The 25,421-nt window shown below is 65.2% G+C and carries 24 protein-coding genes; 7 read left to right on the top strand and 17 right to left on the bottom strand.

The features are described from left to right. Positions 1 to 62: 62 nt before the first annotated feature. The 5 genes from mutM to coaD form a co-directional block, all read right to left on the bottom strand. Positions 63 to 1,025, bottom strand: a complete 963-nt coding sequence (gene mutM / locus ACFUCV_RS13030) for a bifunctional DNA-formamidopyrimidine glycosylase/DNA-(apurinic or apyrimidinic site) lyase (RefSeq protein WP_380816382.1) — start codon at positions 1,023 to 1,025, stop codon at positions 63 to 65. Beyond that, a complete protein-coding gene (gene rnc / locus ACFUCV_RS13035) occupies positions 1,025 to 1,864 on the bottom strand; it encodes a ribonuclease III (RefSeq protein ID WP_380816385.1) in 840 nt (279 codons plus the stop codon). The genes mutM and rnc overlap by 1 nt, the downstream gene beginning before the upstream one ends. 56 nt (positions 1,865 to 1,920) lie before the next feature. Further along, positions 1,921 to 2,124 (bottom strand): 50S ribosomal protein L32, encoded by a 204-nt coding sequence (gene rpmF, locus ACFUCV_RS13040; RefSeq protein ID WP_044579357.1) that lies wholly within the window; start codon positions 2,122 to 2,124, stop codon positions 1,921 to 1,923. A gap of 51 nt (positions 2,125 to 2,175) precedes the next feature. Next, positions 2,176 to 2,655: a YceD family protein gene (locus tag ACFUCV_RS13045; RefSeq protein WP_380816444.1), complete on the bottom strand. Its 480-nt coding sequence runs from the start codon at positions 2,653 to 2,655 to the stop codon at positions 2,176 to 2,178. 300 nt (positions 2,656 to 2,955) lie between these two features. Next, positions 2,956 to 3,471 carry a pantetheine-phosphate adenylyltransferase gene (coaD, locus tag ACFUCV_RS13050; protein WP_380816387.1) on the bottom strand — a complete coding sequence of 172 codons (516 nt, stop codon included), beginning with the start codon at positions 3,469 to 3,471 and terminating at the stop codon, positions 2,956 to 2,958. A 335-nt stretch (positions 3,472 to 3,806) separates the two neighbouring features. Between coaD and ACFUCV_RS13055 the strand changes: the two genes are divergently transcribed. Together ACFUCV_RS13055 and ACFUCV_RS13060 are read left to right on the top strand one after the other, a co-directional pair. Continuing rightward, positions 3,807 to 5,003, top strand: a complete 1,197-nt coding sequence (locus ACFUCV_RS13055) for an aminotransferase class I/II-fold pyridoxal phosphate-dependent enzyme (RefSeq protein WP_380816389.1) — start codon at positions 3,807 to 3,809, stop codon at positions 5,001 to 5,003. Beyond that, positions 5,003 to 5,776 (top strand): spermidine synthase, encoded by a 774-nt coding sequence (locus ACFUCV_RS13060; RefSeq protein ID WP_380816391.1) that lies wholly within the window; start codon positions 5,003 to 5,005, stop codon positions 5,774 to 5,776. Before ACFUCV_RS13055 ends, ACFUCV_RS13060 begins: the two co-directional genes overlap by 1 nt. On the opposite strand, the gene ACFUCV_RS13065 is transcribed toward ACFUCV_RS13060, so the two are convergent. The 5 genes from ACFUCV_RS13065 to thiL form a co-directional block, all read right to left on the bottom strand. Next, complete coding sequence (locus ACFUCV_RS13065; RefSeq protein WP_380816393.1) at positions 5,773 to 6,822, bottom strand: Gfo/Idh/MocA family protein; 1,050 nt, start codon at positions 6,820 to 6,822, stop codon at positions 5,773 to 5,775. The two genes, ACFUCV_RS13060 and ACFUCV_RS13065, sit on opposite strands and share 4 nt — an antisense overlap. Positions 6,823 to 6,884: 62 nt before the next feature. After that, entirely contained in the window at positions 6,885 to 7,466 is a 582-nt protein-coding gene (rsmD, locus tag ACFUCV_RS13070) for a 16S rRNA (guanine(966)-N(2))-methyltransferase RsmD (RefSeq protein WP_380816395.1), read from the bottom strand. A gap of 18 nt (positions 7,467 to 7,484) precedes the next feature. Next, the gene (locus tag ACFUCV_RS13075) at positions 7,485 to 9,737 is read right to left on the bottom strand and encodes an ATP-dependent DNA helicase RecG (RefSeq protein ID WP_380816397.1); all 2,253 of its coding nucleotides are present in this window, start codon (positions 9,735 to 9,737) and stop codon (positions 7,485 to 7,487) included. Further along, positions 9,724 to 10,662 (bottom strand): DAK2 domain-containing protein, encoded by a 939-nt coding sequence (locus ACFUCV_RS13080; RefSeq protein ID WP_380816446.1) that lies wholly within the window; start codon positions 10,660 to 10,662, stop codon positions 9,724 to 9,726. Before ACFUCV_RS13080 ends, ACFUCV_RS13075 begins: the two co-directional genes overlap by 14 nt. Before the next feature lie 40 nt (positions 10,663 to 10,702). Continuing rightward, positions 10,703 to 11,719 carry a thiamine-phosphate kinase gene (gene thiL, locus ACFUCV_RS13085; protein ID WP_380816399.1) on the bottom strand — a complete coding sequence of 339 codons (1,017 nt, stop codon included), beginning with the start codon at positions 11,717 to 11,719 and terminating at the stop codon, positions 10,703 to 10,705. 94 nt (positions 11,720 to 11,813) lie between these two features. On the opposite strand from thiL, the gene ACFUCV_RS13090 reads away from it, so the two are divergent. Then, positions 11,814 to 12,602 (top strand): GNAT family N-acetyltransferase, encoded by a 789-nt coding sequence (locus ACFUCV_RS13090; protein WP_380816401.1) that lies wholly within the window; start codon positions 11,814 to 11,816, stop codon positions 12,600 to 12,602. 51 nt (positions 12,603 to 12,653) lie between these two features. On the opposite strand, the gene ACFUCV_RS13095 is transcribed toward ACFUCV_RS13090, so the two are convergent. The 7 genes from ACFUCV_RS13095 to ACFUCV_RS13125 all read right to left on the bottom strand — a co-directional run bounded on the left by ACFUCV_RS13095 (position 12,654) and on the right by ACFUCV_RS13125 (position 20,000). Beyond that, positions 12,654 to 14,363 (bottom strand): ABC1 kinase family protein, encoded by a 1,710-nt coding sequence (locus tag ACFUCV_RS13095; protein ID WP_380816404.1) that lies wholly within the window; start codon positions 14,361 to 14,363, stop codon positions 12,654 to 12,656. 2 nt (positions 14,364 to 14,365) lie between these two features. Then, entirely contained in the window at positions 14,366 to 14,902 is a 537-nt protein-coding gene (locus ACFUCV_RS13100) for a PadR family transcriptional regulator (protein ID WP_380816406.1), read from the bottom strand. 166 nt (positions 14,903 to 15,068) lie between these two features. Next, the gene (locus tag ACFUCV_RS13105; RefSeq protein ID WP_380816408.1) at positions 15,069 to 15,326 is read right to left on the bottom strand and encodes an HPr family phosphocarrier protein; all 258 of its coding nucleotides are present in this window, start codon (positions 15,324 to 15,326) and stop codon (positions 15,069 to 15,071) included. Between the two features lie 34 nt (positions 15,327 to 15,360). Next, positions 15,361 to 17,034, bottom strand: a complete 1,674-nt coding sequence (ptsP, locus tag ACFUCV_RS13110; RefSeq protein ID WP_380816409.1) for a phosphoenolpyruvate--protein phosphotransferase — start codon at positions 17,032 to 17,034, stop codon at positions 15,361 to 15,363. Then, positions 17,031 to 17,912, bottom strand: coding sequence for a PRD domain-containing protein (locus ACFUCV_RS13115; protein WP_380816411.1), 882 nt, complete (start codon positions 17,910 to 17,912; stop codon positions 17,031 to 17,033). Before ACFUCV_RS13115 ends, ptsP begins: the two co-directional genes overlap by 4 nt. A 27-nt stretch (positions 17,913 to 17,939) precedes the next feature. After that, the gene (locus tag ACFUCV_RS13120) at positions 17,940 to 18,413 is read right to left on the bottom strand and encodes a PTS glucose transporter subunit IIA (RefSeq protein WP_380816413.1); all 474 of its coding nucleotides are present in this window, start codon (positions 18,411 to 18,413) and stop codon (positions 17,940 to 17,942) included. Positions 18,414 to 18,452: 39 nt separating this feature from the next. After that, the gene (locus ACFUCV_RS13125; RefSeq protein WP_380816416.1) at positions 18,453 to 20,000 is read right to left on the bottom strand and encodes a PTS transporter subunit EIIC; all 1,548 of its coding nucleotides are present in this window, start codon (positions 19,998 to 20,000) and stop codon (positions 18,453 to 18,455) included. A 327-nt stretch (positions 20,001 to 20,327) separates the two neighbouring features. On the opposite strand from ACFUCV_RS13125, the gene ACFUCV_RS13130 reads away from it, so the two are divergent. The 4 genes from ACFUCV_RS13130 (at position 20,328) to ACFUCV_RS13145 (ending at position 25,421) form a co-directional block, all read left to right on the top strand. Next, complete coding sequence (locus tag ACFUCV_RS13130; protein ID WP_380816418.1) at positions 20,328 to 21,149, top strand: AraC family transcriptional regulator; 822 nt, start codon at positions 20,328 to 20,330, stop codon at positions 21,147 to 21,149. 243 nt (positions 21,150 to 21,392) lie between these two features. Beyond that, positions 21,393 to 22,238 (top strand): ABC transporter ATP-binding protein, encoded by an 846-nt coding sequence (locus ACFUCV_RS13135; RefSeq protein WP_380816420.1) that lies wholly within the window; start codon positions 21,393 to 21,395, stop codon positions 22,236 to 22,238. A 25-nt stretch (positions 22,239 to 22,263) separates the two neighbouring features. After that, on the top strand, positions 22,264 to 23,319 hold the full coding sequence (locus ACFUCV_RS13140; RefSeq protein WP_380816422.1) for an iron-siderophore ABC transporter substrate-binding protein: 1,056 nt from the start codon (positions 22,264 to 22,266) through the stop codon (positions 23,317 to 23,319). Next, positions 23,316 to 25,421, top strand: coding sequence for an iron ABC transporter permease (locus ACFUCV_RS13145; RefSeq protein WP_380816425.1), 2,106 nt, complete (start codon positions 23,316 to 23,318; stop codon positions 25,419 to 25,421). Before ACFUCV_RS13140 ends, ACFUCV_RS13145 begins: the two co-directional genes overlap by 4 nt.

Here is a 25,421-nt window from a genome sequence, read left to right on the forward strand (position 1 = left end):
CGCCGGCGGCTTGCACGCCCACGTGCCAGGCCCGGCGGCGGGCAGATGCCGTCACGCGTCATCTAGAGGCGGGCATTGCGGGGCTTTGGCTGACAGACGGGGCAGCTGTAGGAGGACCTGTTCATAAAGGTCTCGCGCCGAATGGTGGTGGCGAGTCCCAACTCCGCGCAGCGGGGGCAGGGCTGGCCCTGCCGGCCATAGGCATTGAGGGAGCGTGAGAAGTAGCCCGAGGCGCCGTTGACATTGACGTAGAGCGAATCAAAACTGGTTCCACCAGCGGCAAGTGCCCGGCTCATGACGTCACGGGCTGCGTGCACAATGCGTTCGGTGTCGGGCCGGCGCAGGGTATCGGTGGGCCGGGCGTAGTGCATCCTGGCAGCCCACAACGCCTCGTCGGCATAAATGTTCCCAATCCCGGACACGAATCCCTGATCCAGCAACGCGCGCTTGAGGCCTGTGCGGCGTGCCCGCAGTTTCCGGTGCAAAGCCTCAAGGTCAAAGAAGGGATCCAGCGGGTCGCGGGCAATGTGCGCCGCCTCGGCCGGAATCAGCGGCCAGCCGGCGAAGGCGGCACCGGCCATCCCGGTGCCGCCGGCCTGCCCATCCACCGTGGGGACCAGCTGTGTGACAAACAGTCCACCAAAAATACGCTGATCCACAAAGCGCAGCTCCTCGGGAGTGTCACCGCGGCGGGAAAAGGTCAGCCGGACCTTCAAGTGCTTTTCGTGCGGCTGCTCCGGTGATTCCACCAGCAACTGCCCGCTCATGCCCAGGTGCGCCACCAGGGCCGTGTGCGGCGGGGTGGACGCGGCAGGGTCATCGCTCAACGGCAGCCACAGGAACTTGCCGCGCCGCACCACGTCAAGGACCGTGGCACCGAGCAGGTTCCCGCGAAAATCCTCGGCGCCCAAGGCATGGCGGCGGATGGACCGGGGATCCGGCACGGAGACGTCGAGAATTTGCCTGCCGGCAATCCAGCGTTCCAGGCCGCGGCGCACCACCTCAACTTCGGGAAGTTCAGGCATTATTCTTCGGCGGCGGCGGTGCCGGGGCGAGCCGGAATCCGGGCGGGAACGTCTGCGTCCCCGGAGTCCGGAGTGGGCCCGGCCCCATGTTTGCCGGCGGCGCTGGTGTTTGCGTAGGGGTTTTGCCCAAAACGTTTTTGCAGTTCCACCCAGCCGGCAGCGGCTGCGGCACGTTCAGCCTCTTTTTTGGACGGTCCCGTTCCGCTGCCAAAAAATTCGCCGCCAATGATCAGCTCGGCAAAAAACGACCGGTTGTGGTCGGGCCCGGTGCCCACAATGTTGTAGCTGGCGGCCCCCAAATTGCGGACGGCGGAAATTTCCTGGATGTGTGTCTTCCAGTCCGTTCCGGCTCCCATCATGGAGGAATCGGCCAGCAGGGGTCCCACCAGGCGCATCACGAACTGGCGGGCCGTTTCAATGCCGTGGGTGAGGTAGGTGGCGCCAATGAGCGCTTCCATGGTGTCGGCCAGGATGGAGGACTTGTTGCGGCCCTTGGTGAGGCGTTCGCCCTGGCCCAGGTAAATGAATTCACCCACCCCCAGGGAGCGGGCAATGGTGGCCAGTGCCCGGGTGGAGACCACTGCGGAGCGGCGCTTGGCCAGCTCCCCCTCGGGCAGGGTGGGGTTGTCGCGGTACAGGGCGTCGGTGACCGAGAAGCCCAGGATCGAGTCCCCCAGGAACTCCAGACGCTCATTGGTGGGCAGCCCACCGTTTTCATAGGCGTAGGAGCGGTGTGTCAGGGCAAGACGAAGCGTCCCGGCATCAATACTGACACCGAGACGCTTCAACAGCAGTCTGTGTTTGTCCGTGAGTTCCGGTGATGGAAGTTCTGCGGGCATGACACTCCTGCTCAATATTAATAATCTACGAGGACCGGTTGGTCCGCTGGGACGTCTTAAACGTCGGCTACCTTGCGGCCCTTGTATTCAAGGAACAACGCGGTGCCGGCTGAGTCGGTGACGACCTTGGCCTGGTGCGGGAGGCTGTAGACAACCTGGCCGTTTTCAATGGTCTTGACCAGAGCAGGCGCGGTGGCCTTCCACTGGGAACGGCGTGCGCGCGTATTGGCACGGGACATCTTCCGCTTCGGAACAGCCACGGCAAACTCTTTTCTCTCGATAACTTACGGGCTCATGCCCGAAAGTAAAACTTAGTTTTCTTCGCCGGTAAAGCCCTGTAGGGCAGCCCACCGAGGATCTGTGACCTCGTGGTGGTGCCCCGGCTCATCTGCAAGGTGAATTCCGCATTCGGAACACAAACCCTCACAGTCTTCCCGGCACACCGGCTGGAACGGCAGGGCGGTTACCACTGCGTCCCGCAACACCGGTTCAAGATCGACAGAATCGTGCTCGACCCAACGTTGCTCATCTTCACTCTCTGCAAGGATCTCCGCGGACGGCTCCTCGTAAAAGAAAAGTTCCTGCACATTGACTTCTTGGTCATCCTCGAAGGTTTCCAGGCAGCGGGAGCATTCGCCGGTCACATCGACCAGCACAGAACCTGATACCAAAATTCCTTCGTGAACAGCCTCAAAACGGAGTTCCACATCCATGATGGATCCGGGCGTCACGCCAATGAGCGGGGTGCCAAAATCTTCCGGCACAGGTACATGCTCTTCGAACTTCCACATACTGCCCGGGCTGCGCCCAAGCTCCCTTACACCGACGGTGAGGGGCGTGCCATGGTTGGGTTTTTTGCCCAACGTGGTTTCGCTAATGAGAACTCCTGTAAAGAACATATGACCGACGCACCATCTTAGCCCGAAAGCTCACGGGCATCAAAATGTGCGGTGCCAGACCAAATGGGCCTTATCCAGTCTACGACAACGCACGCTGTTACAGCGAACCCGATTGCCCGTGTGCCAGGTGATGTAACTCTCAGCCAAGGCCGGGTGCCCCAAGGCCCCCACGGCTGCGCGCAGCCTGGCCTGTCAACGCCGCGGCGGAACCACCGTCACGGGCGTGGTGTCCGGACCAATGTCCCCCTGCAGCCTGCGCATGACCGCCCGCGGCACAAAGTCCGCCACATCACCGCCGAGGGCATGCACTTCCTTGATCAGGGTGGATGACAGGTGCAGGTAGCGGCTGTCACCAGGCAGGAACACCGTCTCCACCCCTGACAGCTGCCGGTTCATGGTGGCCATGGGGAGTTCATAGTCGAAGTCCGAGGAGGAGCGCAGGCCCTTGACAATGGCGGAAACCCCCCGGTCATGGCAGTAGTCCGAGAGCAGCCCCTCCCCCATGGGTTCCACCAGGATTCCGGAAATTGCCGAGAAGGTGGCCGTTGCCATGTGCAGGCGCTCACTGAGCGTGAACCTGTACTGCTTGGCATAGTTGGTGGACACGGCCACAATGACTTCGTCAAAGAGTCCTGCCGCCCGGGCAATCACCTCAATATGCCCCTTGTGGATGGGGTCAAAGGAGCCGGGGCACACAGCGCGTCGCATAGGAATGAATGTAGCCCACCGGCAACGTTCAAAGCCAATGATCTGCCCACCGTGACGCTGCACCCACGCCCACCCTTGTCTTGGCGCCCGCAGACCCCTGGGTCCACCCGGATATTGCATTGGAGTAAAGTGGATGGCCCAAGGAAGCTTTCTCACCGCAGGGACTCATGGACACCACCAAAGCTCCGCACCGCAGCCCAGCCGCTGCTGCTGCGCACAGCGTGAAAACAGGGCCAAATCCGTTGCCAAGCACGCGGACCGCCAGGGCCGGCATGGGGTCAAGGGACGCCGCCGGCAGTGCCCGGCCCGCCCAACTTCAGAAAGCGGCGTAGTTTATGAACAGTCCTTGGCAGCGCACTGCGCACGGCGCCAATCTGCTCGGTCCCGACGGCGCCCTGGGCGTGACCATATTTGAGGAGATCACCGCCCTGGCCAACCGGCACGGGGCCATTAATTTGGGGCAGGGTTTCCCGGATCAGGACGGGCCGGCGGTTTTGAGCCGGCTGGCCCAGGAGGCCATTGCCGCCGGCCACAACCAATACGCGCCCGGCAAGGGCATCCTGGACCTGCGCCAGGCCGTGGCGGAACATCAACTGCGCTTCTACGGGATCACGGTGGATCCGGAAAGCGAGGTCATTGTCAGCACCGGCGCCACCGAGGCCATTGCCGCTGCAGTGCTGGCCCTGGCCGGCCCGGGCGATGAGGTGCTCACCTTTGAGCCCTTTTATGATTCCTACGGCGCCATGATTGCCCTCTCCGGCGCCCGGCACACGACTGCCGCCCTGCTGGCTCCGGACTTCCTGCCGGACATTGCCGCCCTGGAGGACAGTTTCAGCGAGCGCACCTGCATGGTGCTGCTGAACAACCCGCACAATCCCACCGGCGCCATGTTCCCGGAGGCCGTGCTGGCTGAAATTGTCCGGCTGGCCATCAAGTACGACGCCGTCATTGTCAGCGACGAGGTCTATGAGCACCTGACCTTTGGTCCCCGGCACATACCCGTGGCCACCGTGCCCGGTGCCGCGGAGCGCACACTGACCATTTCCTCCGCCGGCAAGACCTTCTCCTTCACGGGCTGGAAGATCGGCTGGATGTCGGGCCCGGCCGAGCTCGTGGCGGCGGCCCGCACCGTCAAGCAGTTCCTCAGCTATTCCTCCGGAACGCCCTTTCAAGGTGCCATTGCCGCCGGATTGCGCCTGGAGCGGGACTTTTTCACCACCACGGCGGCAACCCTGGCGCACAAGCGGGACATTTTGGCCCAGGGGCTGCGCGCTGCCGGGCTGGAGGTGCATCTGCCGCAGGGCACGTACTTCATTAACGCCGACACCCAAAAACTCGGCATCACCGACGCCACCGCATTGGCACGGCGGCTGCCGGAACTCATTGGTGTCGCAGCCATTCCGGTGCCCATGTTCTGCCATCCGGAAGGAGCGAAGCGGAACCGTTCGCTGCTCCGCTTCGCCTTTTGCAAGCAGACGCAGGTGCTGGAAGAGGCCGCGGAGCGCCTGGCCACGCTCGGGGGCAGGCTCTAGTGGCCGCTCCCAGCCGGTATCTGCGCACCAGCGGCGTGCACGCCACGATCGAACCGGACCCGTGGAACCCCCAGGCCGCGGTGCTGAGCATTGCCGGCGCCGAACAATCCCATGTCAACCTGGCGGCGCCGCAGGAGGTTTTTTATGAGTACCTGCGCCGCATCGCCAATGCCCTGGATTTACTCAAGCCCCGCGGCGAGTCCATCACTGCCCTGCACCTGGGTGCCGGCGCCCTGACCCTGGCCCGCTATCTGCAGGCCACCCGGCCCGGTTCCGTGCAGCACGCGGTGGAACTGGAGCGCGAGTTGTTGGACTTTGTGCTGGAACAACTGCCGCTTCCGGAGGGCACGCAATTGACCAGCGTGGTCGCCGATGCCCGGGCGGGGCTGGCCCAGTTGCCTCCGGATGTGAAGTTCGACGCCGTCATTGTGGACATTTTCAGCGGCCCCGACGCGCCCGCGCACCTGGCGTGCGCGGATTTCTACCGCGAGGCGGCGGCCCTGCTGGCCCCCGGGGGCATCCTGGCCGTCAATGTGGGCGACGAGCCTGGCTTCACCCTGGTCGCCAGCCAATGCAGGGCGCTGCAGGAGGTCATGCCACATGTGGCGGCGTACGGCACCAGCATGCTGTTCACGCGCCGCTATCCGGGGAACATCATTTTCTTGGCCGGCAAGGACCCGTGGCCGGCCACCTGGGCCGAACAGCTCAGGGCGGCGGGGCCGCACCCGGCAACCGTGCTCACAGCTGTGGAACTGGATGAACTGGGCGGCTAGCCATGTCCGTGGCCGGCGCCGGAGGCCGGCAGATCCAGGAGGGCTTCCACGGCCGCGGCCGAGAAACCCACGGCCGCCCCCGTGGTGCGGGAGGCGGTGGCCGCCTCGGCCAGGGCCACCGCCATCACGCCGTCCAGGGAGCTGACCCCGGGGCGGGCACCGGAGGCACGGGACTGGGCAAAGTCCGCAATTTGGCGGGTGTAGGGGCTGGTGGCAGGAGTGTGCGCGGGCAGATAATCCCCCGCCGCGTTCCTGCCGGCACCCGCTTGCCGCCCACGGGGCCAGCGGAACAGTTCAGCCCCTTCTGCATCCTGAACCCTGAGGTGCGTGCTGAACGGCAGCCCCGGTGGCCCCCATTCCCCCCGCAGTTCGCTTATCGCGCCGTTGGCGTGGGTCAGGCGCACGCGGGCGGTGACGGGCCGGGGCACCACGCCCGCCACCGACGGCGGTGTCTGCGTGGCCTCGAGCTGCACCACCTCTCCGGCGAGCCAGCGTGCCTGGTCCAGATCGTGGATCATCTGGTCAAAAATGATGCCGCCTCCCCGGGACTCGTCGAAGAACCAGGACCCGGCGGCCGGCGCTGCACTGGAACGGTGCAGTGTGAGCCTGCCGGGCGCCGGCGCGGCCGGTGCCTGCAGGGTCTCCTTGGCCTGCAGGTATTCAGGAAAGAACCGCACCACGTGGGCGGGGAAAAGCAGGACGTTGGCAGCGGCGGCGGCATTGGCCATGGCGGCGGCATTGGCCATGGCGGCGGCACGGGCGGCATTTTCCGCCAGGGGTTTTTCACACATGACGTCCTTTCCCGCAGCGATGGCCGCCAGTGCGTAGTCATGATGGGTGCTGGTGGGGGTGAGGATGCTGATCACGTCCACCCCGTCCAGCAGCCCGGCCAGGGATGACGCCTCGGTGATGCCGTACCGCTGCCCGAGCCCGGCTGCGCCGGATCGTGAATAAATGCGCACCTGGGCGCCCAGCTGCTGCCAGCCGGCAATGTGCACGCCGGCAATGCCCCCGGCACCTATGATGCCCACCCGCAAGCCGTTCATCCACCATCCTTCGCATCCTGGGACCAAAATGCTCCCACCCTACTTCGGTGCGGGGCTGCGCGCTAGGGTGTGGCGTTGGGCTCGGCGAACCACAGGCGGGTTTCCCCGTACTTCTTCTCGGCCAGGCGTTGCAGTGCGGGGGGCCAGATTGGTTCCGGGGTGCGGGCGGAGCGTTCCACCACCACCACGGCAAAAGGGCTCAGCCGCGGGCCCAGCAGCTCCAATACCAGGGACAAATCCCGTTCGGAGAGCGGGTAGGGCGGATCCATGAAGACCAGATCCCACTGGTCCACCCCGGCTTCGGCAGCCCTGGCCAGGAACGTTTCCACCCGGGAGCGCTGCACCGAGACCACTTTGCCGCCCAGGACCTTGTTGACCAGCTCGGCGTTGCGCTGGCACACGGCGGCGGCCCTTTCATGGAATTCCACCAGTTCCACGGAGTCGGCCCCGCGGCTGGCGGCTTCCACCCCCAGCGAACCGGACCCTGCATAGAGGTCCAGCACGCGCGTGCCGGCCAGCATGTTCATGGCTTCCAGGCGCGAAAAAAGGGCTTCCTTCACCCGGTCGGTGGTGGGCCGGGTGCCATCACCGGGTACGGACAGCAGTTTGCTGCCGCCTGCCAGGCCCGCCACGATCCGGCTCATGCCGGCACCGGCCCCACGTCAGCCACGTTCAAGGAAAGCCTCATTTTTCTCCGTCAAGTACATTTGAATTTCAAGTTTAAGGGCAGGGTGGGCTTTTAGTTCGGGGTCGCCGTCCACAATGGCCGTGGCGTCCTGGCGGGCCCGCTCAATGAGGTCCTGATCGCGCAGCACGCTCAACATCCGCAGCCCGCTGTTGCCCCCCGACTGCCTGGCCCCCAGGATGTCGCCCTCGCGGCGCATTTCCAAATCCTGCTGGGCCAGCACAAAACCGTCACTGGTGGCAGCAACCGCTTCCAGGCGCTTGCGGGAGGGGTGGTCCTTTTCCAGGCTGGTCACGAGCAGGCAGGTGCCCTCATGACCGCCGCGTCCCACCCGTCCCCGCAGCTGGTGCAGTTGGGAGATCCCGAAGCGGTCGGCATCCAAAATCACCATGAGCGTGGCGTTGTGCACATCCACCCCCACTTCAATGACGGTGGTGGCCACCAGCACGTCAATTTCACCGCGGGCGAAGGCGGCCATGGTGCCTTGCTTGTCACTGGAATCCAGCCGCCCGTGCAGCACTTCAATGCGTTTGCCCCCCAGGGCGGCATTGCCGCGCAGGTACTGGAGGACCTCCAGCACTCCGGCCATGGGACGGGTGTCCCCCTCCGCCGCCGGCACGTCCTCGTCCGCGACGCCCTGCAAAGGTGCATCGGGGTCGTCGCCAATCTTTGGGCACACCACATAGACCTGGTGCCCGGCGTCGATCTCCTCCCGGGTGCGCGCCCACACGCGCGGTTCCCAGCCCGGATGTTCGGCCAGGGGCGAGACGTGGGTGCGGATGGGGGTGCGGCCGGCCGGGAGCTCCGTCAGCTCCGACATTTCCAGGTCCCCAAAGACCGTCATGGCCACGGTGCGTGGGATGGGGGTGGCTGTCATGACCAAAACATGCGGGGGCTTCAGCGCCTTGGCCCGGAGCACATCGCGCTGCTCCACACCGAAACGGTGCTGTTCATCAACCACAATCAAGCCCAGATCGGCGAACTGCACATTGTCGGACAACAGGGCGTGGGTGCCCACCACTATCCCGGCCTCCCCGGATGCGGCAGCCAGCAGAGCCTTCTTTTTGGCGGCCGCCGGCATGGAGCCGGTCAACAAGGTCACCTCGGTGGCATGCGGCCCGCCCAGCAGCGTGCCCTGCCCCAATGGGCCCAACAGCGCCGTGATGGACTGCAGATGCTGGGCGGCCAGAACCTCGGTGGGGGCCAAAAAAGCTGCCTGGCCGCCGGCGTCAATGACCTGCAGCATGGCGCGCAGCGCCACCACGGTCTTGCCGGAGCCCACTTCGCCCTGGAGCAGGCGGTGCATGGGGTGTCCGGCGGCCATCTCCGCGGCAATGGTGGCGCTAATGTCCTGCTGCCCTGCAGTCAGGGTGTAGGGCAAGGTGGCGTCGAAGGCGTCAAGCAGGCCCGCCCGCACCGCCGGACGGCCGGTGGCGTCCTGGGTGCGGGCCTGGTGGCGTTTTTGCGCCAGCGCCGTCTGCAGCGCCAGCGCCTCCTGATAGCGGAAGCGTTTGCGGGCCCGCGGCCAGCTGTCCATGCTTGCGGGCGCGTGGATCTCCCGGTAGGCCTCAGCGAGCGGCAGCAGCTTTTCCCGGGCCGCAATGGCCGCCGGCACGGGATCGGAAATGTTCTCCAGTTCCAGGACCGGCAGCAGCGAATCCAGGATGTGCTGGGATTTCCAGCTGGGAAACTTGGCCGTGGCCGGGTACACCGGCACGGGCTTGGCGGCATGGAACTCCGCCTCATGTTCGGCCAGCTCGTCATCGGGCAGCAGGACATAGCCGGGGTTGGTCAACACCATGTTGTTGCGGTAATACGTGACCTTGCCGGAAAACATGGCCAGCACCCCCGCGGTGAGTTCGGTCTTGGCCTTGAAGCCGTTGAAGAAGCTGATGACCAGTCCGGAGGGGCGGCCGGAGTTGTCGGTGATGACCACGTCCGTGATGATGCCTTTGCGTGTTTGCATGTACCGGGTCTGGGAGGTCACCACCCTGGCCAGGATGGTGACCTCCTCATCCACTGTCAACTGGTCCAAATCCGTCAGTTCACCGCGGGCAATGTAGCGGCGCGGAAAGTGGTGGAGCATCTGGCCCACCGTGGTGATGTCCAGGGCCTTGGCCACCTGTTTGGCGGAGGCGGCGCCCACCAGGCGGGACAGCTCAAGGTCCAGCTCGGTGCGCGGCCGTGAAGGTCCGCCCGCTGCCGGGTCCGCTGGACTAGAGGAAGTCATGGGCGTCCTCAATGGCATTGGCGGTCAGGGCTGAAATGCTCACATTGCTGGGATCACCCACAGCCTGGATGGCAGCGAGCGCCACGGCCGCCGACGGCACGTGGACATGGACGCGCCACGGGTAGGCCCCCATTTCATCAGCCTCCTCGGAGACGGCGCTCATGATCACCGAATCCCCCAGCTCATCAAGTTCGCGCCGCAGCCCCGCAGCTGCCAGCGGGGTCAGCAAAATGGTGCACATGATCTCCACCCCGTCCTGCGCCGGCATGGTCAGGGCAATGTTGGGATCCTGCACGTTGTAGCCGGAGAGCCCGTCAAGCAGGTCCTCCTGCAGGGGGTCCCCCAGGATGACCGAGCGCAGGCAGTCCAGGATCAACAAAAAACCCACGGCGCCGGAGTCCACCACGCGCGCCTCGCTCAGCACCTGCAACTGCGATTCCGTCAACACCACCGCCTCCCGGGCCGCGTTGACGGCACCGTTGATGGTGTCCGCCAGTGCCTGGTTGGACTCGTCGTTGTGCAGGTGGGACTCGCTGGAGGCTGCGCCCCGGGCGGCGGCCTCCAGCACCGACAGGATGGTGCCCGGCAGCGGATCACTCAGGGCGGACCAGGCACGCAGCTGGGCCCGGTGCAGGGCCGCGACCAACAGCGGCCCATTGAGGCGGGTCGCCTCGTGCAGGGGCTCGGCCATGGCTGCGAGCGCCACCGCCATGAGGGTGCCGGAATTTCCCCGGGCCTGTTCCATGGCGGCGCGGCCCGCCAGCGCCATGGTGGCGCCCACGTCCGCGGGTTCTGATTCCGCCACGGCCTGGGCGGCTGCGCGGATGGTCAAATACAGGTTGGTGCCTGTGTCAGCATCGGCCACCGGGTAAATGTTAATGGCGTTGAGCCTGTCGCTGTGATTGGCCAACGTCTGCTCCGCCATGGTCAGCCAGCGGCGGACCACGGGTGCAGTTGCGGTGATCTTAGACTGCAAAATGATCCCATCCCCGGGCGCCACCAGAGGCGCCCTCAAAATTCCTACCGTCCACGGTCAGCCCCGTTGCTGAGGACTCAAAAGACACTACCGAGCCTATCTCAAAGAAGCCCGCCGGCAGTGTAGCGCTCGCCGGAAAAGCGCATAAAAGCCCGTGGTCCTCGCCTCCGGTCAGCACCCATGCCAGCGGGTCCAGCCCGAGGGCGTTGGCGCTCTCACGCAGCTTTTCCGCCAGCGCCTGCAGCGCCTGGCCGTCAAAGTCCAGAGCCACTGCACTGGCTGTGCCAATCCGGCCGGCGTCCCGGAGCAAACCGTCGGAAATGTCCAGCATGGCGCTGGCCCCGGCGAGCGCTGCGGCGGGGCCAGCGGCCAGGGGCGGCTGGGGCCGGGCAAACAGCTGCGCAGCCGCGGCCATGGCTGCGGTGTGCCTGGCCGGGTCCAGCGGGCTTTCCTGCAGCGCCCACCCTGCCGCGGCCTGGCCCACATTGCCGCACACCGCCAGCCGGTCTCCGGGTTTGGCGCCGCTGCGCAGCACGGGCTGGCGGCCCTGCAGGGAACCGGTGACTGCCACCGTCACCACAATTTCGTTCCCCCCGGAAAGATCGCCTCCGGCCATGGAACATTGCCCGGCACCCAGGGCCACGGTGGCCGCGCTCAGTCCCTCGGCGAACTCTTCAACCCAGCTGACCGGGGTTGGACCGGGCAGGGTGAGGCTGATGACCATGGCGGTGGCGACGGCGCCCATGGCGTTGATGTCACTGAGGTTCTGGGCCGCGGCCTTCCACCCCACGTCAAAGCCGGAGGAGGCGCTGCCGTTGGGCCACAGCAGGCGAAAGTCCTTGTCTTGGACCTGGGTGTCAATGGAAATGACCGTGCGCGCATCAGGGGCTGCAATGATGGCCGCGTCATCACCGGGTCCCAGCAGCATGGAGGTGCCACTGTGCAGGCGCGGAAAAATCCGCGCCAAAAGTTCGGTTTCAGAAAGCTGGGCCACGATGAGGGTCATGGATTAACCGTATCCGGTGCAGCTGACATTGCCGGAACCTGCCTGGGGGACCCACTGTTGCCGGCAGGCCCGGGCAGCTGCAAAGCTGAGGTCAATGACACTCCATGCGCAGTACCTCAAAGCCTATGACGAACAGCTCCGCACCGACGCCGAGACGCCCAGTGCGCTCAGTGTGGCCAGGCTGGGGCCGCTGCGGCTGGCCACATTTGCCGGCGGCCTGGGCTTCATCACGTACCAAAACCTCAAGGGTGTGGCGGCCGCGGACATGCCCGGGCTGGTGGGCGGGGCCTTGGCGCATTACCGGGCGGATGCGGGCATTGAGAAGGTGGAGTGGAAAACCCGCCTGCACGACGCCGCACCGGGCCTGGGGCAGGCTTTGCTGGCGCAGGGATTTGTCCCGGAGGCTGCCGAATCCATCATGGTGGGTCCCGTGGCCGGTCTGTGTGTTCCTGTTTCCCCGCCCGACGGCGTGACTTTGCGCAAGGTCACGCAGGAGGCCCAGGTGCGCGCCATGAGTGCCATGGTGGATGAGGCTTTTGGGGAAAGGACCAGCATCCGGATTGCCGATTCCCTGCTGGCCCGCCTGGACCGTCGGGACGGCATGGAGCTGTGGGTGGCGGAGATTGATGGCCTGATGGTCAGTGCCGGCCGGCTGGAGCCGGTGCCGGACAGCGATTTTGCCGGAATCTGGGGTGGCGCCACCCTGCCCGCCTACAGGGGGCGGGGCATTTACCGGGCCTTGACCGCTGCCAGGGCCCGGTCCGCGCAGGCGCTGGGAAAAACCCTCATCCACAGTGATTCCACCGAGGATTCCCGCCCCATTTTGGAACGTTGCGGGCTGCTGCAGGTCTCCACCACCGTGCCTTACCATTGGCAGCGCTGAGAAACGATTGGCAGCGCTGAGAACGGTTACGCCGCACTGTGCACGCACCGGTCACCGGCGTCCGCCTGCCAGCACCGGCAGCAGGGGCACCAGGGCGGCAATGAACAACACATTGCCCAGGATTTCATCGTTGGCCCGGACAAGGGCGCCTGCGATCATGAGGGCGGCGAACACCAAAACCAGCGAGATGCGGTTCACCGCGCGGTTCAGCTGCTGCACCTGCCGCTCCAGACGGGGCGTGGAAAGCTGCAGCTTTCCCTCGTCAAGGCGGTCCACCAGCCCCGAGACCTTTTTAGGCAGCGACAACGCCAAGCTCCCCGCCTCCAGGGCCTCCTTGGCAAGGTCCTGGACCAGATTCCCGCGCTCGTCGCGCAGCAGTTGGGCGGCGAACGGCTCCACGGAGTCCCACACGTTGTAGCTGGCATCCAAGGAACTGCACACCCCGGAGGTCAGCGACACCGCCCGGAACAGCAGCAGGAAATTCTCCGGCAGCTGAAACGGCAAAGTGCGCAGCAGGTCCCCGAACTCCGCTGCAAAGTTCCGGAAATCGCGGGGGTCAACCTCACGCAGTTCAGCAAATCCCATGCCACCAAAACGGGCAAAGGTCGCTGAGACCGCCCGCTCCAACTCGGCTGTGTCCGCCGTGGGCAGCAGCACGCCCAGTTCGCCAAGGCTGGCAATCATGCCCTTGCCGTCGCGCGCGGCGCCGGCAATCAGCAGCCTGCGAAGCCCCGAGCGGGTGGAGGCCGGGACCTGGCCCATCATGCCAAAGTCAATGAAGGTCAATGTCCAGGGCCGGGACGGCCCAGGTCCGGCCGCGGGGGTGATGAACACGTTGCCCGGATGCGGATCGGCGTGGAAGAAACCCGTGGTGAACATTTGCCTGAACATGACCTCGGCAAAGACCAGCGCCACCTCCTTTGGGTCAATCCCGGCCGCCTGCAACTGTGCGGTGTCGGCGATCTTAATGGCCGTGACATCCTCCAGGGTCAGGACCTGGCGGGTGCTGCGCTCCCACACCACGGCTGGAACCCGCACCCGGGGATCGTCGGCAAAGTCGGCGGCAAATTGTTCGGAGTTGGCCGCCTCGTGGAGGTAGTCGATTTCCTCCCTGCTGGTCTGCGCAAACTCCTCCACCAGGGCTGGGGCGTCGGCCCGGTTGGACACCAGGCGGACGTGGCTGAGCCAGCCGCCCACCTTGCGCAGGGCAGCGAGGTCCACTTCAACAATCCCGGCTATGCCCGGACGCTGGACCTTGATCACCACGGCACTGAGGCCGGTTTCGGCGGCGTCGTCCGGGTGCAGCCGGGCACGGTGCACCTGGCCCAGCGAGGCGGCAGCGACGGGAACCTCCGCCACGGACGCAAAAAACCGCTCCAGCGGCCCGCCCAGCTCCGCTTCCGCGAGGGCCCGAATGGCGGCAAAGGGCACCGCGGGCACCTCGTCCTGAAGCCCTTTGAGCTCGTTCGTGATTTCCGGCGGCAGCACGTCAAGGCGGGAGGACATGAACTGTCCCACCTTGATCATCAGCCCGCCCAGATCCACGGCAAGGACGTGAAATTTTTGGGCGAACCGGCGCATGCGCCGCACCCGGGTGCGCTCGGCAATAAAGCGCAGGCCCAGGCGCGGCAGAACCAGCTCATACCACCAGGTGATGGCCAGGTTCCATCCGGCAAAACGGATGATGCGCCGGTACCGGGCACGTCCGCTTCCTGCCGTGTGCGCCAAGTGCAGGACGGTGGGGCGGGCGCCAGCCTCCACGCCTAGTCTTGGGCGAGGATGGAGTACAGGCGGCGGCGTGCTTCATCGAGCACGGCAACTGCCTCCTGCACTTGCTTTTGGTTTCCTGAGCGGCCCACCTGGGCGGCGGCCTGGGCCAGTTCCACCCCGGCCTTGGGAAGTGCGGCAAAGCCACCGCCGGCGGCCGCTGATTCCCACGGTGCCGCTGATTCAGTGCCGGCAACTTCTTCCCTGCCGGCCTCGGTCAAGGAGTAGATCTTCCGGCCGTTGGATTCTTCGGCACTGATGAAGCCCTCGTCGGCCAGCAACTGCAAGGTGGGGTAGACCGAGCCGGCACTGGGCTTCCAGCTGCCGGAGCTGCGCTCTTCAATTTCACGGATGATCTGGTAGCCGTGCATGGGCCGCTCGGCAAGGAGCGACAGGACCGCCGAGCGCAGTTCCCCCCTGCCGGCACGGGTGCCTGAACGCTTTTCGAAGCGGGTGCGGAACTCTTCCACTGCCTGCAACATGCCGTCGAAGCCGTTGCCCATGAAGCCGCCTGCGGGGAATGAATTGTTCATCATGCTCTCCTTCGTAGAACGCGAACGATACTCAGCGATACTTAACGATATACCCTCTCCCTGGGCTCGACAAGCACATTTTGTCCCCGCCCAGGCAAGAGGCCCCCCGGTTCATAAAAACCGGGGGGCCTCTTGGCCACCATTGCTGGCCTGCTTCAAAGCTGCCTTAGGCGTCCAGGTCCTTGGCAATCAGCGCGGCAATCTCGGCAACGGCGTCGGCATTTTCCGACTCAACCGTAACGGACGCTCCAACGTCTGCCCCGAGGGTCATGATCATCAGGGCCGAGCTGGCATCCACCTCATCCCCGCCGTCGATGCTCAGCAGAATCTCATCGTCGTAGGCGGCTGCGGCCTGGGCAATCGTGGCCGCCGGGCGGGCGTGCAGGCCAACCTTGGATCCCACGGCAACTGTTTGCTGGTTCATTCTCTGTACTCCTTGGGGTAACTGTTGAAAAAAATTAGGAAAGCATTCCGCGGGCCGTGGTGCGGGCCTCACGCGCGGTGGTGCAGCGCAGCACCGCCTGGGCCAGCAACTGGCACTGCGTCAATGTCACTGACTGCAGTTGCAGTCCGACGGCGGCCAGTGCGTTGGGAGCCATGGACAGGCTGTTGACGCCCAGACCCATCAAAACGCAGGCCAGGAGCGGATCCGCTGCCGCTTCACCGCACACCCCCACGGCTTTGTTCAGGCTGCGGCCGGCTGCGGCGGCGGAGCGGATCAAATGCAGCACGGCCGGCTGCCACGGATCCGTCAGCGCCGCCAGTGACGGTGCCATGCGGTCGGCGGCCATGGTGTATTGCGTGAGGTCATTGGTGCCAATGGACATGAAGTCCACCTCCGCCAAAAAGGCCTCGGCCAGCAGCGCAACACTGGGCACCTCCACCATGATGCCGGGCGAGAGGTTCCGTGCGCGGCAGGCGGCGGCAAAGGCCCGGGCCTCGTCAAGGGTGGCCACCATGGGCGCCATGGCCTTGGCAGCGCTGATGCCCTGCCGTTGCGCAGCCAGGGCAATGGCGTCCAGCTGCCGTTCCAGCAATCCGGGATCGGCCTGCCCCAGCCGGATGCCGCGCACACCCAGCGCCGGGTTTTCCTCCTCGGGATGCGCCACGAACGGCACCGGCTTGTCCGAGCCGGCATCCAAGGTGCGCACAATGACCTTGCGGCCCGCGAATGCCGCAAAGACTTCACCATAAATATCCGCCTGTTCGGCCACGGAAGGTTCGGCCTGCGCGGACAGGAAGCACAGCTCGGTGCGGAAGAGGCCCACGCCCTGCGCCGGGAAAGCTGCGGCGGCCCGTGCGCCGGCACCGTCCTGGACATTCGCCAAAAGCTCCACGGCGGTTCCGTCCTGGGTGCGGCCCGGCCCCTGCCATGACTGCAGGGCTGCCCGACGCGCAGCATCGGCGTGCACTTGGGCCTGCGCCGCGGCAGGGTCGCTGCCTGCTTCCACGGTCCCGGCTGCCCCATCCAACAAAACCACTGTGCCGTCGGCAATGGCACCCAGACCGGCGGCTGCAACAACGCAGGGAATGCCCAGCTGCCGGGCAATAATGGCGGTGTGGCTGGTGGGTCCACCCAGTCGGGTGGCAATGCCGTGGATCAGGGACGGATCCAGCGTTGCCGTGTCGGCAGGGGCCAAATCGTCGGCCAGCAGGATCACGGGGCTTTCCGGGGTGGGAACGCCGGGTTCGGGCAATCCCAGCAACTCGGAGATGACGCGGTTGCGGATGTCCTTCAAATCGGCGGTCCGCTCGGCCATCAGGCCGCCCAGCTTGTGAAACTTGGCCATGAACTGCTCCACCGCCGCATCAGTGGCGGCTTCGGCGGTGGTGCCGGCCGTCAGCGACTTGGTGGCGGCCCGCCGCAATCCAGTGTCGCCGGCCATGGCCGCCGTTGCCTCGAGCACCTGGGCGGCCGCGCCCGTGGCGTGCCGGGCCCGGCGTGCAAGGCGGGCGGACACCGTCTCCACGGCCGAGTGCCAGCGTGCGGTTTCGGCGTCCCGGAGGCTTTCATCCAGCACGGCGTCATGGCCCGCCGGGAGCACAGGCGCAGCTTTGACCCAGAGGGCCGGCGCGTAGCCCAACCCCGCCACAACGCCCGTTCCGGCAGTGGCGTCAGCAATGTCAATCATTTTTTGTCCTCAATAGTGTGCATCTCGGCATAGAGCCGGGCAGTGTGCAAGGCCAGGTAGGAAATTTCCTGCTCCCCCAAATCCCGCCGGAGGGCACCGCCAATGAGCTTGGCTGTCTCCAGTGCCGCGTCGGCTGCTTCAGGGTAGCTGCGCCGAATGGCCGTCAGGACATCCATTTGGATCACATCGGCGGGTGCGCCCTCAATGGACCGCGCAAACAAGTACCGCAAATGCGTCACAAACCGTGCAGCGCTGAGCCCATTCTCATCGATGTTTTTGCCCCAGCGCACGGACAGCAAGGTGAATGTCCTGGCTATGGTCTCGGTCATGGAAACAGTCTTGGAGAAGTCAGCCTTGGACCATTGCTGGTTCACAAAGTGCAGGGCAAACGCCACCCACTCCTCCTCCTGCAAGGTCACGCCCAGCCGCTGTCTGACGAGCTCAACCACCCGACGCCCCAGCTGCCCTTCGGCCGGGTACAGCTGGGCCACTTCCCAGCGGAGCGGAAAGTCCACCTTCATGCTCTCCCGGGCACGCTGCACGGCAAAACCCAAATGGTCCAAAATCGGCACCAGCAACGACTGCCGGGGCTCCAATTTCAGCTCCGTCCGGGCCAGCGCCATGATTTCCTGCACCACTTCGATCTGCTCCAGGGGTGCATCGCCGAGCACCCCGGCAACATGGCTGGCCGCGTAACTGCCGTCGGGAACAAACCGTTGGTCCGCCGCCTCGACGTCCACAGGCTCCCCGGGCTTGTGGCTGAAGCCAATTCCCTTGCCCACCAGGATCATTTCACTGCCATCACCCAGCCCGGCCAGTAAAACGTTGTTGTTGTACACCCTTTTTATGGTGGCCGCGCCCGCGCGGTTTAGTTCCATGATGCTGCTCCCGTGACGGGCAACATGTTAGTTCTTCCGAACTGTCAGAACCGGGGCCCCGCCGGCGGCGTCCAGGGCTGTCTCGGCGATGGAAAAATCCTTGCCATTGGTGACCAGCACCGGGGTCACCATGGAGGGAACCAGGGGTGCCATCTGCGCAAGGTCGCAGCTGATGATGACATCGCCGCGCTGCACACGCTCACCCTTGGCACGGTGGGCGGTGAAACCCTCGCCCTTGAGTTTGACGGTGTCCATGCCAATATGGACCAGGATTTCCGCGCCGGCGTCGGTGCGGACCGCGAAGGCGTGCAGGGTTTTTGCCAGCAAAATGAGTTCCCCGTCCACAGGGCTCACAAAGGAACCCTCGGCAGGGTCGACGGCGAACCCCGCGCCCACTGCGCCGCTGGCAAACACGGGATCGGGAACATCCGCCAGGGCCAGGACGGCACCGGCTGCGGGGGCGAAGATTTGTTCGCCCTTTTTCTTGAACATTTTCAACATCTAAGTGACTCCTTATGGTTTCAAGCGCTTGCTTGGAGATTAGTCGTCGAGGCCCAGGGTCTCATTAATGGCGTTTTTGTACAGGACGGCCTTGCCGCCAAAGACGGCCTGCACGCCGCCACTGACTTCAAAGACGCCGGCGGCTCCCATCCTGCGCAGCTGATCCTTGTCCACCTGGGCTGGATCCTTCACCGACACGCGCAGCCGGGTGATGCAGGCATCAACGTCATCAACGTTTGCAGCCCCACCCAGGGCGGCGAGCACCTGGGCGGCCTCACGTTGGACGGCTGTTCCGGCGGTGGCGCCGCCCACGGGGGCGGGAACCAACCCGGCGTCGACGGCGGCCGGGGTGCCGTCCTCGCTGTCCAAAGTGTCTTCAAGGTGTCCGGGCGTGCCGAACTTAAACTTCTTGATCAAAACCTTGAAGGTGAAGTAGTACAGGAAGAACCACACAATGCCCACGGGGATGACCAGCAGCCAGTTGGTGCGGTCATTGCCTTGGAAGACACCAAAGAGCAGGAAGTCGATCAGGCCGCCGGAGAAGGTGTTGCCAATGCTGATGTTGAGCAGATCGGCCACCAGGAAGGAGAGGCCGTCAAAGATGGCGTGGACCACGTACAGCAGGGGGGCCACAAAGAGGAACATGAATTCAATGGGCTCGGTGATGCCTGTGACAAAGGAGGTCAGCGCCACGGAGGCGAACAAGCCCATGTACTTGGCGCGGCGGCCCTTGGGGATGCAGTGCCACATGGCCAGGCACGCGCCCGGCAGGCCAAACATCATGGTGGCGAAACGTCCGGCGAAGAAGCGGGTGCCTTCGGTGTAGAGGCCCACGTGGTTGGGATCGGCAAGCTGGGCGAAGAAGATCTTCTGCGCACCGGCCACTTGAATGCCATTGACCATCTCGGTGCCGCCCAGCGGGGTGTACCAGAACATGGGGTAGATCATGTGGTGCAGACCCGCGGCACCGCTAAGACGCAGCAGGGTTCCGTAGAGGAAGGTGCCGAAGGCGCCCATGCTGGCAATGCCTGTTCCGGCGTCCACCAGGGCATTTTGAACGGGGGGCCAGACAATGAAGAACGCGGCCCCAACAATGATGGCGGCAAAGGCGGTCACAATCGGCACAAAGCGCGAGCCGCCAAAGAAGCCCAACACGGCCGGAAGCTGGATGTTGTGGAAGCGGTTGTGCAGCATGACAGCGGCCCCTCCCACCACCAGCGCGCCCACCACACCGGTGTCAATGGCGGCCGCATCGGGGGTGAAGATTCCCAACAACGCTTTGATGGTGGCAACCATGACCAGGTAGCCAACCACGCCGGCAAGGGCTGCGGTGCCCTTGTCACGCTTGGCCAAACCAATGCACAGGCCCACGGCGAGCAGGATCGCCAAGTTATCAAAAACCGTTGCTCCGGCGGCTGACATCACGCCAAAAATGCCCTGCAGAATGCTGTTGTCCAGGATGGGGTAGGCCTCGACGGTGGTGGCGTTGGACAATGCGCCACCCACGCCCAGCAGTAAACCGGCGGCCGGCAAAATGGCGATCGGCAGCATAAATGCCTTGCCGATCTTTGATAGTTGCTTAAACACTGCGACTCCTTAACGTTCGCGTCTTGACTGCATTGTCAAGACAAGAATCTGAGCCGGGGAATCATTGCTTCCAAAGGAAGCCACTGTGATGCAGCATGGGCGGCCCGCGCGAGTGCGCAGTGCTGGATGAACCTCGGACAGATGCAGACGGATCGCCCCTTGCACATGGATGCGAGAGGCGTGGCGTCCCAGGTTATTGCCGAAAGTTACAATCCCGATGACAGCCGCCGATAGTGGCGGCCAAATAAGAATACACATGTGATGGGCATCAACACCAACTTCCCCGCCGGCCGCCGGCGCACAACCGCTGACGGTACACTCGCCCGCATGAGACTTTCTCCGCCCGCCGGGCCCGGTGCGTGGCCGCGGGAGCCCAGCACCGTGGTGCGCCGTGGACAGAGCCAGCCGCAGAACATGCGTGATTCCTTTGCCATTTATGCCGAATCGGAAAATGTGCACTCCCCCTTGGAATGGGAACCGCACCGCCACCCCCTGCATGAATTGGTCTGGGTGGGCAACGGCACCTTGAGCGCACGCGTGGCAGAGCAACTGTTCACGGTGTCCAAGGGCGAAGGCCTCTGGCTGCCTGCCGGATTGATCCACGCCGGCCGGCTTACCGCCAACGTTCAATTCCATAGCGCCTTCTTCACCCCGCACCGCATCCCGGTGGTTTTCGATGCGCCCACAGTGATCACCATGGACCCGCTGCTGGAATCCCTGCTCAGGCATTTGGCCAGCACTGAACTTTCCCCTGCGGCCCGGGCCCGGGCCGAGTCAGTGGTGTTCGACGTCCTCAAACCATCCAGGCAACAACGGCAACTCCCCGTCCCGGACGACAGCCGGATTGATCCGATCACCCAGACGCTGCTCCATGACCCCGCCGATGGCCGCTCGCTGGAGGACTGGGCCCTGCTGCTGGGCATCAGCGGGCGCACCATTACGCGCGCCTTCCGCCACAGCACCGGCTTGTCCTTTGCCCAGTGGCGGCGTGCCGTGCGCATGCATCAGGCGCTGGCACTGCTGACCGGGGGTTGGGACATCCGCAGCACCTCGGAGCAGCTGGGCTACGCCCAGTCCAGCTCCTTTATTGCCGCCTTCCGGCAGGTCATGGGAGCCACCCCGGGCACGTTCATGGGCCCGGTGCGTTAAAGGGCGCGTGTCCGTTACTCCGCGTGGTGTGTCCTGAATTCACGATTGCGGACACTCCCGGGCAACCATATACTTTGTTAGGCAAGGCGACCCTAAGTAAGTGATTGCGGGAAGCGCATGCCGCTGGCCCGGATGGGCCTGCACGCCGTCACATTTTCCGCTTCTGCCCGAGGTACCCATGCACCCCGCACCCCTGCTGCACGCCAACCACTGCGCCCGTGCGCCGCGCCCCGGCTGCGCACCATGATGCCGGGCACGTCCCTGCAGGGGGAACAGCTGGTGTTGCGCTATGGCAAGCAAACAGTGGTCGACGGCGTGTCCCTCACCCTCGCACCCGGCCGGGTGACGGCACTCGTGGGCCCCAATGGCAGCGGAAAGTCCACACTCCTGCGCTCCCTGGCCCGCCTGCACCGCATGGATGCCGGCCACGTGGCATTGGGCGGGCGCGACGGTGCGGCGAAGCGGCCCGCAGCCCTGCTTTCGGCCCGCCAATTTGCCAAGGAAGTCACTCTTTTCTCCCAGTCCCGGCCCGCTCCCCAGGGATTGACGGTGCGTGAGGTGGTGGCCTTTGGCCGCCACCCGCACCGGCGTGGTTTTGCCGGGCTGGATGCCAAGGACCGCAGCGCCATTGACCATGCCATGGCTGCCACGGGAGTGGACGCCATGGCCGACAGGCCGGTCGGGGAACTCTCCGGGGGCGAGGTCCAGCGGGTGTGGCTCGCAGCCTGCGTGGCGCAGGAGACCGGTGTGGTGCTGTTGGATGAGCCCACCAACCACCTGGATCTGCGCTACCAAATGGAAACCCTGGATCTGGTCCGCGAGCTGGCCGACGACCATGGCGTGGCCGTGGGCATCGTGTTGCACGATCTGGACCACGCAGCCCGCATTGCAGATGATTTGCTCCTGCTGTCCGCAGGAAAAATCCACGCGTCCGGCCCTCCCCGGGAAGTGCTCACCGCCGGCAACATTGGCCAGGTCTATTCCATCCGTGTGGAGGTCAGCTTCGATGAACGCGCCCATCGGCTCCGCATTGATCCGCTGGGGCGCCATTCGTCCCGGGTGCGCGCCGGATCCCCCCATTTTTCCTAAAGCTCCCAACCTGAAAGAATCACCCATGCTCCGTATTCCCTCCCTCACGGCTGCCGCGGCAACCTTGGCCGTGGCCGCTTTGGCCCTCACCGGCTGCGGCACCACCACTGTTGACAGCGCCGGAAATGACACCGTCGCAGCCGCCTCCCAGGATTGCTCGGCGGACACCACTGCCACCTCCACCGACGCCGTGTCCCTGACCGACGGCGTGGGCCGCACCGTGGAACTGGACAAGCCCGCAGAACGGATCGCCGTTTTGGAATGGCAACAGATTGAGGACGCGCTCACGCTCTGCGTGGCCCCCGTTGCCGTTTCAGATTCCGCCGGTTACGGCACCTACGTCAGCGCCGAGACCATCCCCGAGGGTGTGGCTGACATTGGCACCCGCGGCGAGCCCGACCTGGACACCCTCTACGCCACAAATCCCGATTTGATCATCATTGAAGCCTTCAGCGCCGACGATGAACTCATCACCACCTTGGAGCAGCGCGGCGTGCCGGTGCTGGCCACCCTCGGCGCCAATGGCGCCGATCCCATTGGCAACATGAAAAACGTGTTTTCCATGATCGCCGAGGCCACGGGCCGCACCGAGCGGGCCGAAGCGGTCTTGACCGGCTTTGATGCGCACCTCAGCGACGCGAAGGCGAAGGTGGCAACTGCCGGGCTGCCCACGCAGGACTTCCTGTTCTTTGACGGCTGGATTGAGGGCGGCAACGTCACCATCCGCCCCTATGGCAAGGGTGCCTTGTTCACCGCGCTCGGCGAAGAGCTGGGCATGAAGACCGCCTGGACCGATGAAATTGACAAGAGCTACGGCAGCGGCGGCGTGGACCCGTCCTACGGCTTGGGCCAGACGGACATTGAGGGCCTGACGGCGGTGGGTACGGCGAACTTGTTCTACTCCAACGACGACACGGCGGACAGCTACGTGAAGGAACTGGCCAAGAACCCGATCTGGAGCGCACTTCCGGCCGTCAAGGAAAACCGGGCCTACGCCTTCCCGGCAGGGGTTTGGGGAGCCGGCGGACCGCTGTCATGCCAGCAGGCCATTGACGCCTTCGTCGACGCACTCGAGGGGTGAGCGCTCCCTCCCACACCGCAAGGGCTGAGGCCCAGCCCTTGCAGCCCAACGCCAAGCCCCGCGGCACTGCCGCGGGGCTTGGCGTGCTGGGCATTTTGGCCCTTGCCATTGTGGCGGTGGGTCTGTGGCATTTGACCCAGGGCACCTCCGGTGTGGGTCCGCGTGATTTGCTGTGTCTGCTCAACGGAGCGCAGGAGAGCGTGGGTGGGGTGCCGGTACGTGATGTGGTGACCGGCTCGCGGCTCCCCCGCCTGTTTGCCGGCGTGGCGGTGGGCTTTGCCCTGGGTGTGGCCGGCGTTCTGCTGCAGTCGATCACCCGGAACGTGCTGGCGTCCCCGGACACCTTGGCCGTCACGGCCGGCTCCTACTTTGCGCTCTCGCTCGTGGCCGCCTTCGGCTTGGCCGTGCCGCTGTGGGCCTCCAGCGGCGTGGCCTTTGTCGGCGGCCTGCTGGCAGCTGCCTTGGTGCTGGGCCTGGCCGGGAACAGCGCCGGCAATGGGACCACCCGGCTTATTTTGGCGGGCTCGGCCACGGCCATGGCCCTGGACGCCGCCACGGCCATGTTGCTGATCCTGTTCAAGGAAAACACCACCGGCCTGTTCGCCTGGGGCAGCGGCTCCCTGGCCCAGTTGAACCTTGACGCCTCGGTCCGGGCCGCACCCGTCATCATTGTGGTCCTGTGCGTGGCGCTGTTGTTGTGCCGCCGGCTGGACGTGTTGAAGCTGGGCGACGACACCGCGGTAACGCTGGGTGTGCCCATCCGTTCAACGCGGCTCATGGCCGTGATTTGCGCCGTGTTGCTGACCAGCATTTCCGTCACCCTGGCCGGGCCCATCGCCTTTGTGGGCCTGGGGGCCCCGGTCCTGGCCCGCCTCCTGGCCAATCGCGTGCAGGCGCTGCACCGGCACCTGTTGCTGGTGCCGGTGTCGGGATTGTTGGGCGCGTTGTTGATCCTGCTCGCCGACGCCGTGTTGCGCGGCATCCTCAGCGCTGAAGGCGCCACCTCCATCCCCACGGGAATTCCGACGGCGATGCTGGGCGCGGTGGTGATTGTCATCCTCGCACTGCGGATGCGGGATTCCGGACCCATCCGCCAACCGCCGCACACGCGCGTGGGCATCCACTCCCGCCGCCGCTTTCTCATTGCCCTGCTGAGCGCCACGGTGCTGCTGCTCATAGCCGTGGTGTTGGGGCTGCTGGCAGGCAGTCTTTGGCTGCGTCTGGGCGATCTGGGGTTGTGGTTCCAAGGCGACGCACCTGACTTGATTGCCCGGGCATTGAATGAACGCGGACCGCGGGTTGCCGCCGCCGCCCTGGCGGGCGCGGCACTGGGTTTGGCGGGCTGCGTGGTGCAGGCGAGCGTGCGCAATCCGCTGGCGGAGCCTGGTTTGCTTGGCATCACTGCCGGGGCCGGATTGGGCGCCGTCAGCGTGGTGACCTCCGGGGCTGGCGGACGTCCCCTGCTGATCATCATGGCGGTGGTGATGGGACTGGCCACCTTCGCCCTGATTGCCGTGTTGGCGTGGCGGGGCGGATTCCTGCCGGATCGTTTTGTGTTGATAGGCATTGGCTGTGGTTATGGCCTCAGCGCCCTGACCACTTTCCTGCTGCTGCGTGCCGATCCGTGGAACACGCCCCGGATTTTAACCTGGCTCTCCGGCACCACCTACGGAAGGACGCTCCCGGATGTGGCCCCGGTGGCCATGGCGGTGGTCCTTGCTGTGCCGTTGTTGTTCCTCATGCGCCGCCAACTGGATCTGCTGGCCATTGATGAGGACACCCCGCGCATTCTGGGCATCCGGTCCGAGCGGACACGTTTGCTTCTGCTGGCCGTGGCTGCCGTGTTGGCATCCTTGAGCGTGGTGGCCATTGGCGCGGTCGGATTTGTGGGGCTGGTGGCGCCGCACTTGGCGCGCGCCCTGGTGGGAGCCCGGCACGGCAGGCTCATCCCGGTCTCCATGCTGCTGGGCGCCCTGCTGGTTTCCGTGGCCGACATCCTGGGCCGCACCCTCATCGCCCCGGCTCAAATACCCGCCGGACTCATGATTGCCCTCATTGGCGGGCCCTACTTTGTGTGGCTGCTGCGGCGCTCGCGGGGTTAG

The organism is Specibacter sp. NPDC057265 (genome assembly GCF_042668835.1).
GTDB lineage: Bacteria > Actinomycetota > Actinomycetes > Actinomycetales > Micrococcaceae > Specibacter.

What these genes read in the sequence shown, in the direction of transcription:
- ACFUCV_RS13120 (WP_380816413.1), bottom strand. Translation starts at nt 18,413, where the DNA reads ATGTTGAAAATGTTCAAGAAAAAGGGCGAACAAATCTTCGCCCCCGCA.
- mutM (WP_380816382.1), bottom strand. Translation starts at nt 1,025, where the DNA reads ATGCCTGAACTTCCCGAAGTTGAGGTGGTGCGCCGCGGCCTGGAACGC.
- ptsP (WP_380816409.1), bottom strand. Translation starts at nt 17,034, where the DNA reads ATGATTGACATTGCTGACGCCACTGCCGGAACGGGCGTTGTGGCGGGG.
- ACFUCV_RS13105 (WP_380816408.1), bottom strand. Translation starts at nt 15,326, where the DNA reads ATGAACCAGCAAACAGTTGCCGTGGGATCCAAGGTTGGCCTGCACGCC.
- rsmD (WP_380816395.1), bottom strand. Translation starts at nt 7,466, where the DNA reads ATGAGCCGGATCGTGGCGGGCCTGGCAGGCGGCAGCAAACTGCTGTCC.
- ACFUCV_RS13080 (WP_380816446.1), bottom strand. Translation starts at nt 10,662, where the DNA reads ATGGCGGAGCAGACGTTGGCCAATCACAGCGACAGGCTCAACGCCATT.
- ACFUCV_RS13045 (WP_380816444.1), bottom strand. Translation starts at nt 2,655, where the DNA reads ATGTGGAAGTTCGAAGAGCATGTACCTGTGCCGGAAGATTTTGGCACC.
- ACFUCV_RS13100 (WP_380816406.1), bottom strand. Translation starts at nt 14,902, where the DNA reads ATGAACAATTCATTCCCCGCAGGCGGCTTCATGGGCAACGGCTTCGAC.
- coaD (WP_380816387.1), bottom strand. Translation starts at nt 3,471, where the DNA reads ATGCGACGCGCTGTGTGCCCCGGCTCCTTTGACCCCATCCACAAGGGG.
- ACFUCV_RS13130 (WP_380816418.1), top strand. Translation starts at nt 20,328, where the DNA reads ATGAGACTTTCTCCGCCCGCCGGGCCCGGTGCGTGGCCGCGGGAGCCC.
- rnc (WP_380816385.1), bottom strand. Translation starts at nt 1,864, where the DNA reads ATGCCCGCAGAACTTCCATCACCGGAACTCACGGACAAACACAGACTG.
- ACFUCV_RS13075 (WP_380816397.1), bottom strand. Translation starts at nt 9,737, where the DNA reads ATGACTTCCTCTAGTCCAGCGGACCCGGCAGCGGGCGGACCTTCACGG.
- ACFUCV_RS13135 (WP_380816420.1), top strand. Translation starts at nt 21,393, where the DNA reads ATGATGCCGGGCACGTCCCTGCAGGGGGAACAGCTGGTGTTGCGCTAT.
- ACFUCV_RS13140 (WP_380816422.1), top strand. Translation starts at nt 22,264, where the DNA reads ATGCTCCGTATTCCCTCCCTCACGGCTGCCGCGGCAACCTTGGCCGTG.
- ACFUCV_RS13090 (WP_380816401.1), top strand. Translation starts at nt 11,814, where the DNA reads ATGACACTCCATGCGCAGTACCTCAAAGCCTATGACGAACAGCTCCGC.
- thiL (WP_380816399.1), bottom strand. Translation starts at nt 11,719, where the DNA reads ATGACCCTCATCGTGGCCCAGCTTTCTGAAACCGAACTTTTGGCGCGG.
- ACFUCV_RS13065 (WP_380816393.1), bottom strand. Translation starts at nt 6,822, where the DNA reads ATGAACGGCTTGCGGGTGGGCATCATAGGTGCCGGGGGCATTGCCGGC.
- ACFUCV_RS13115 (WP_380816411.1), bottom strand. Translation starts at nt 17,912, where the DNA reads ATGGAACTAAACCGCGCGGGCGCGGCCACCATAAAAAGGGTGTACAAC.
- ACFUCV_RS13055 (WP_380816389.1), top strand. Translation starts at nt 3,807, where the DNA reads ATGAACAGTCCTTGGCAGCGCACTGCGCACGGCGCCAATCTGCTCGGT.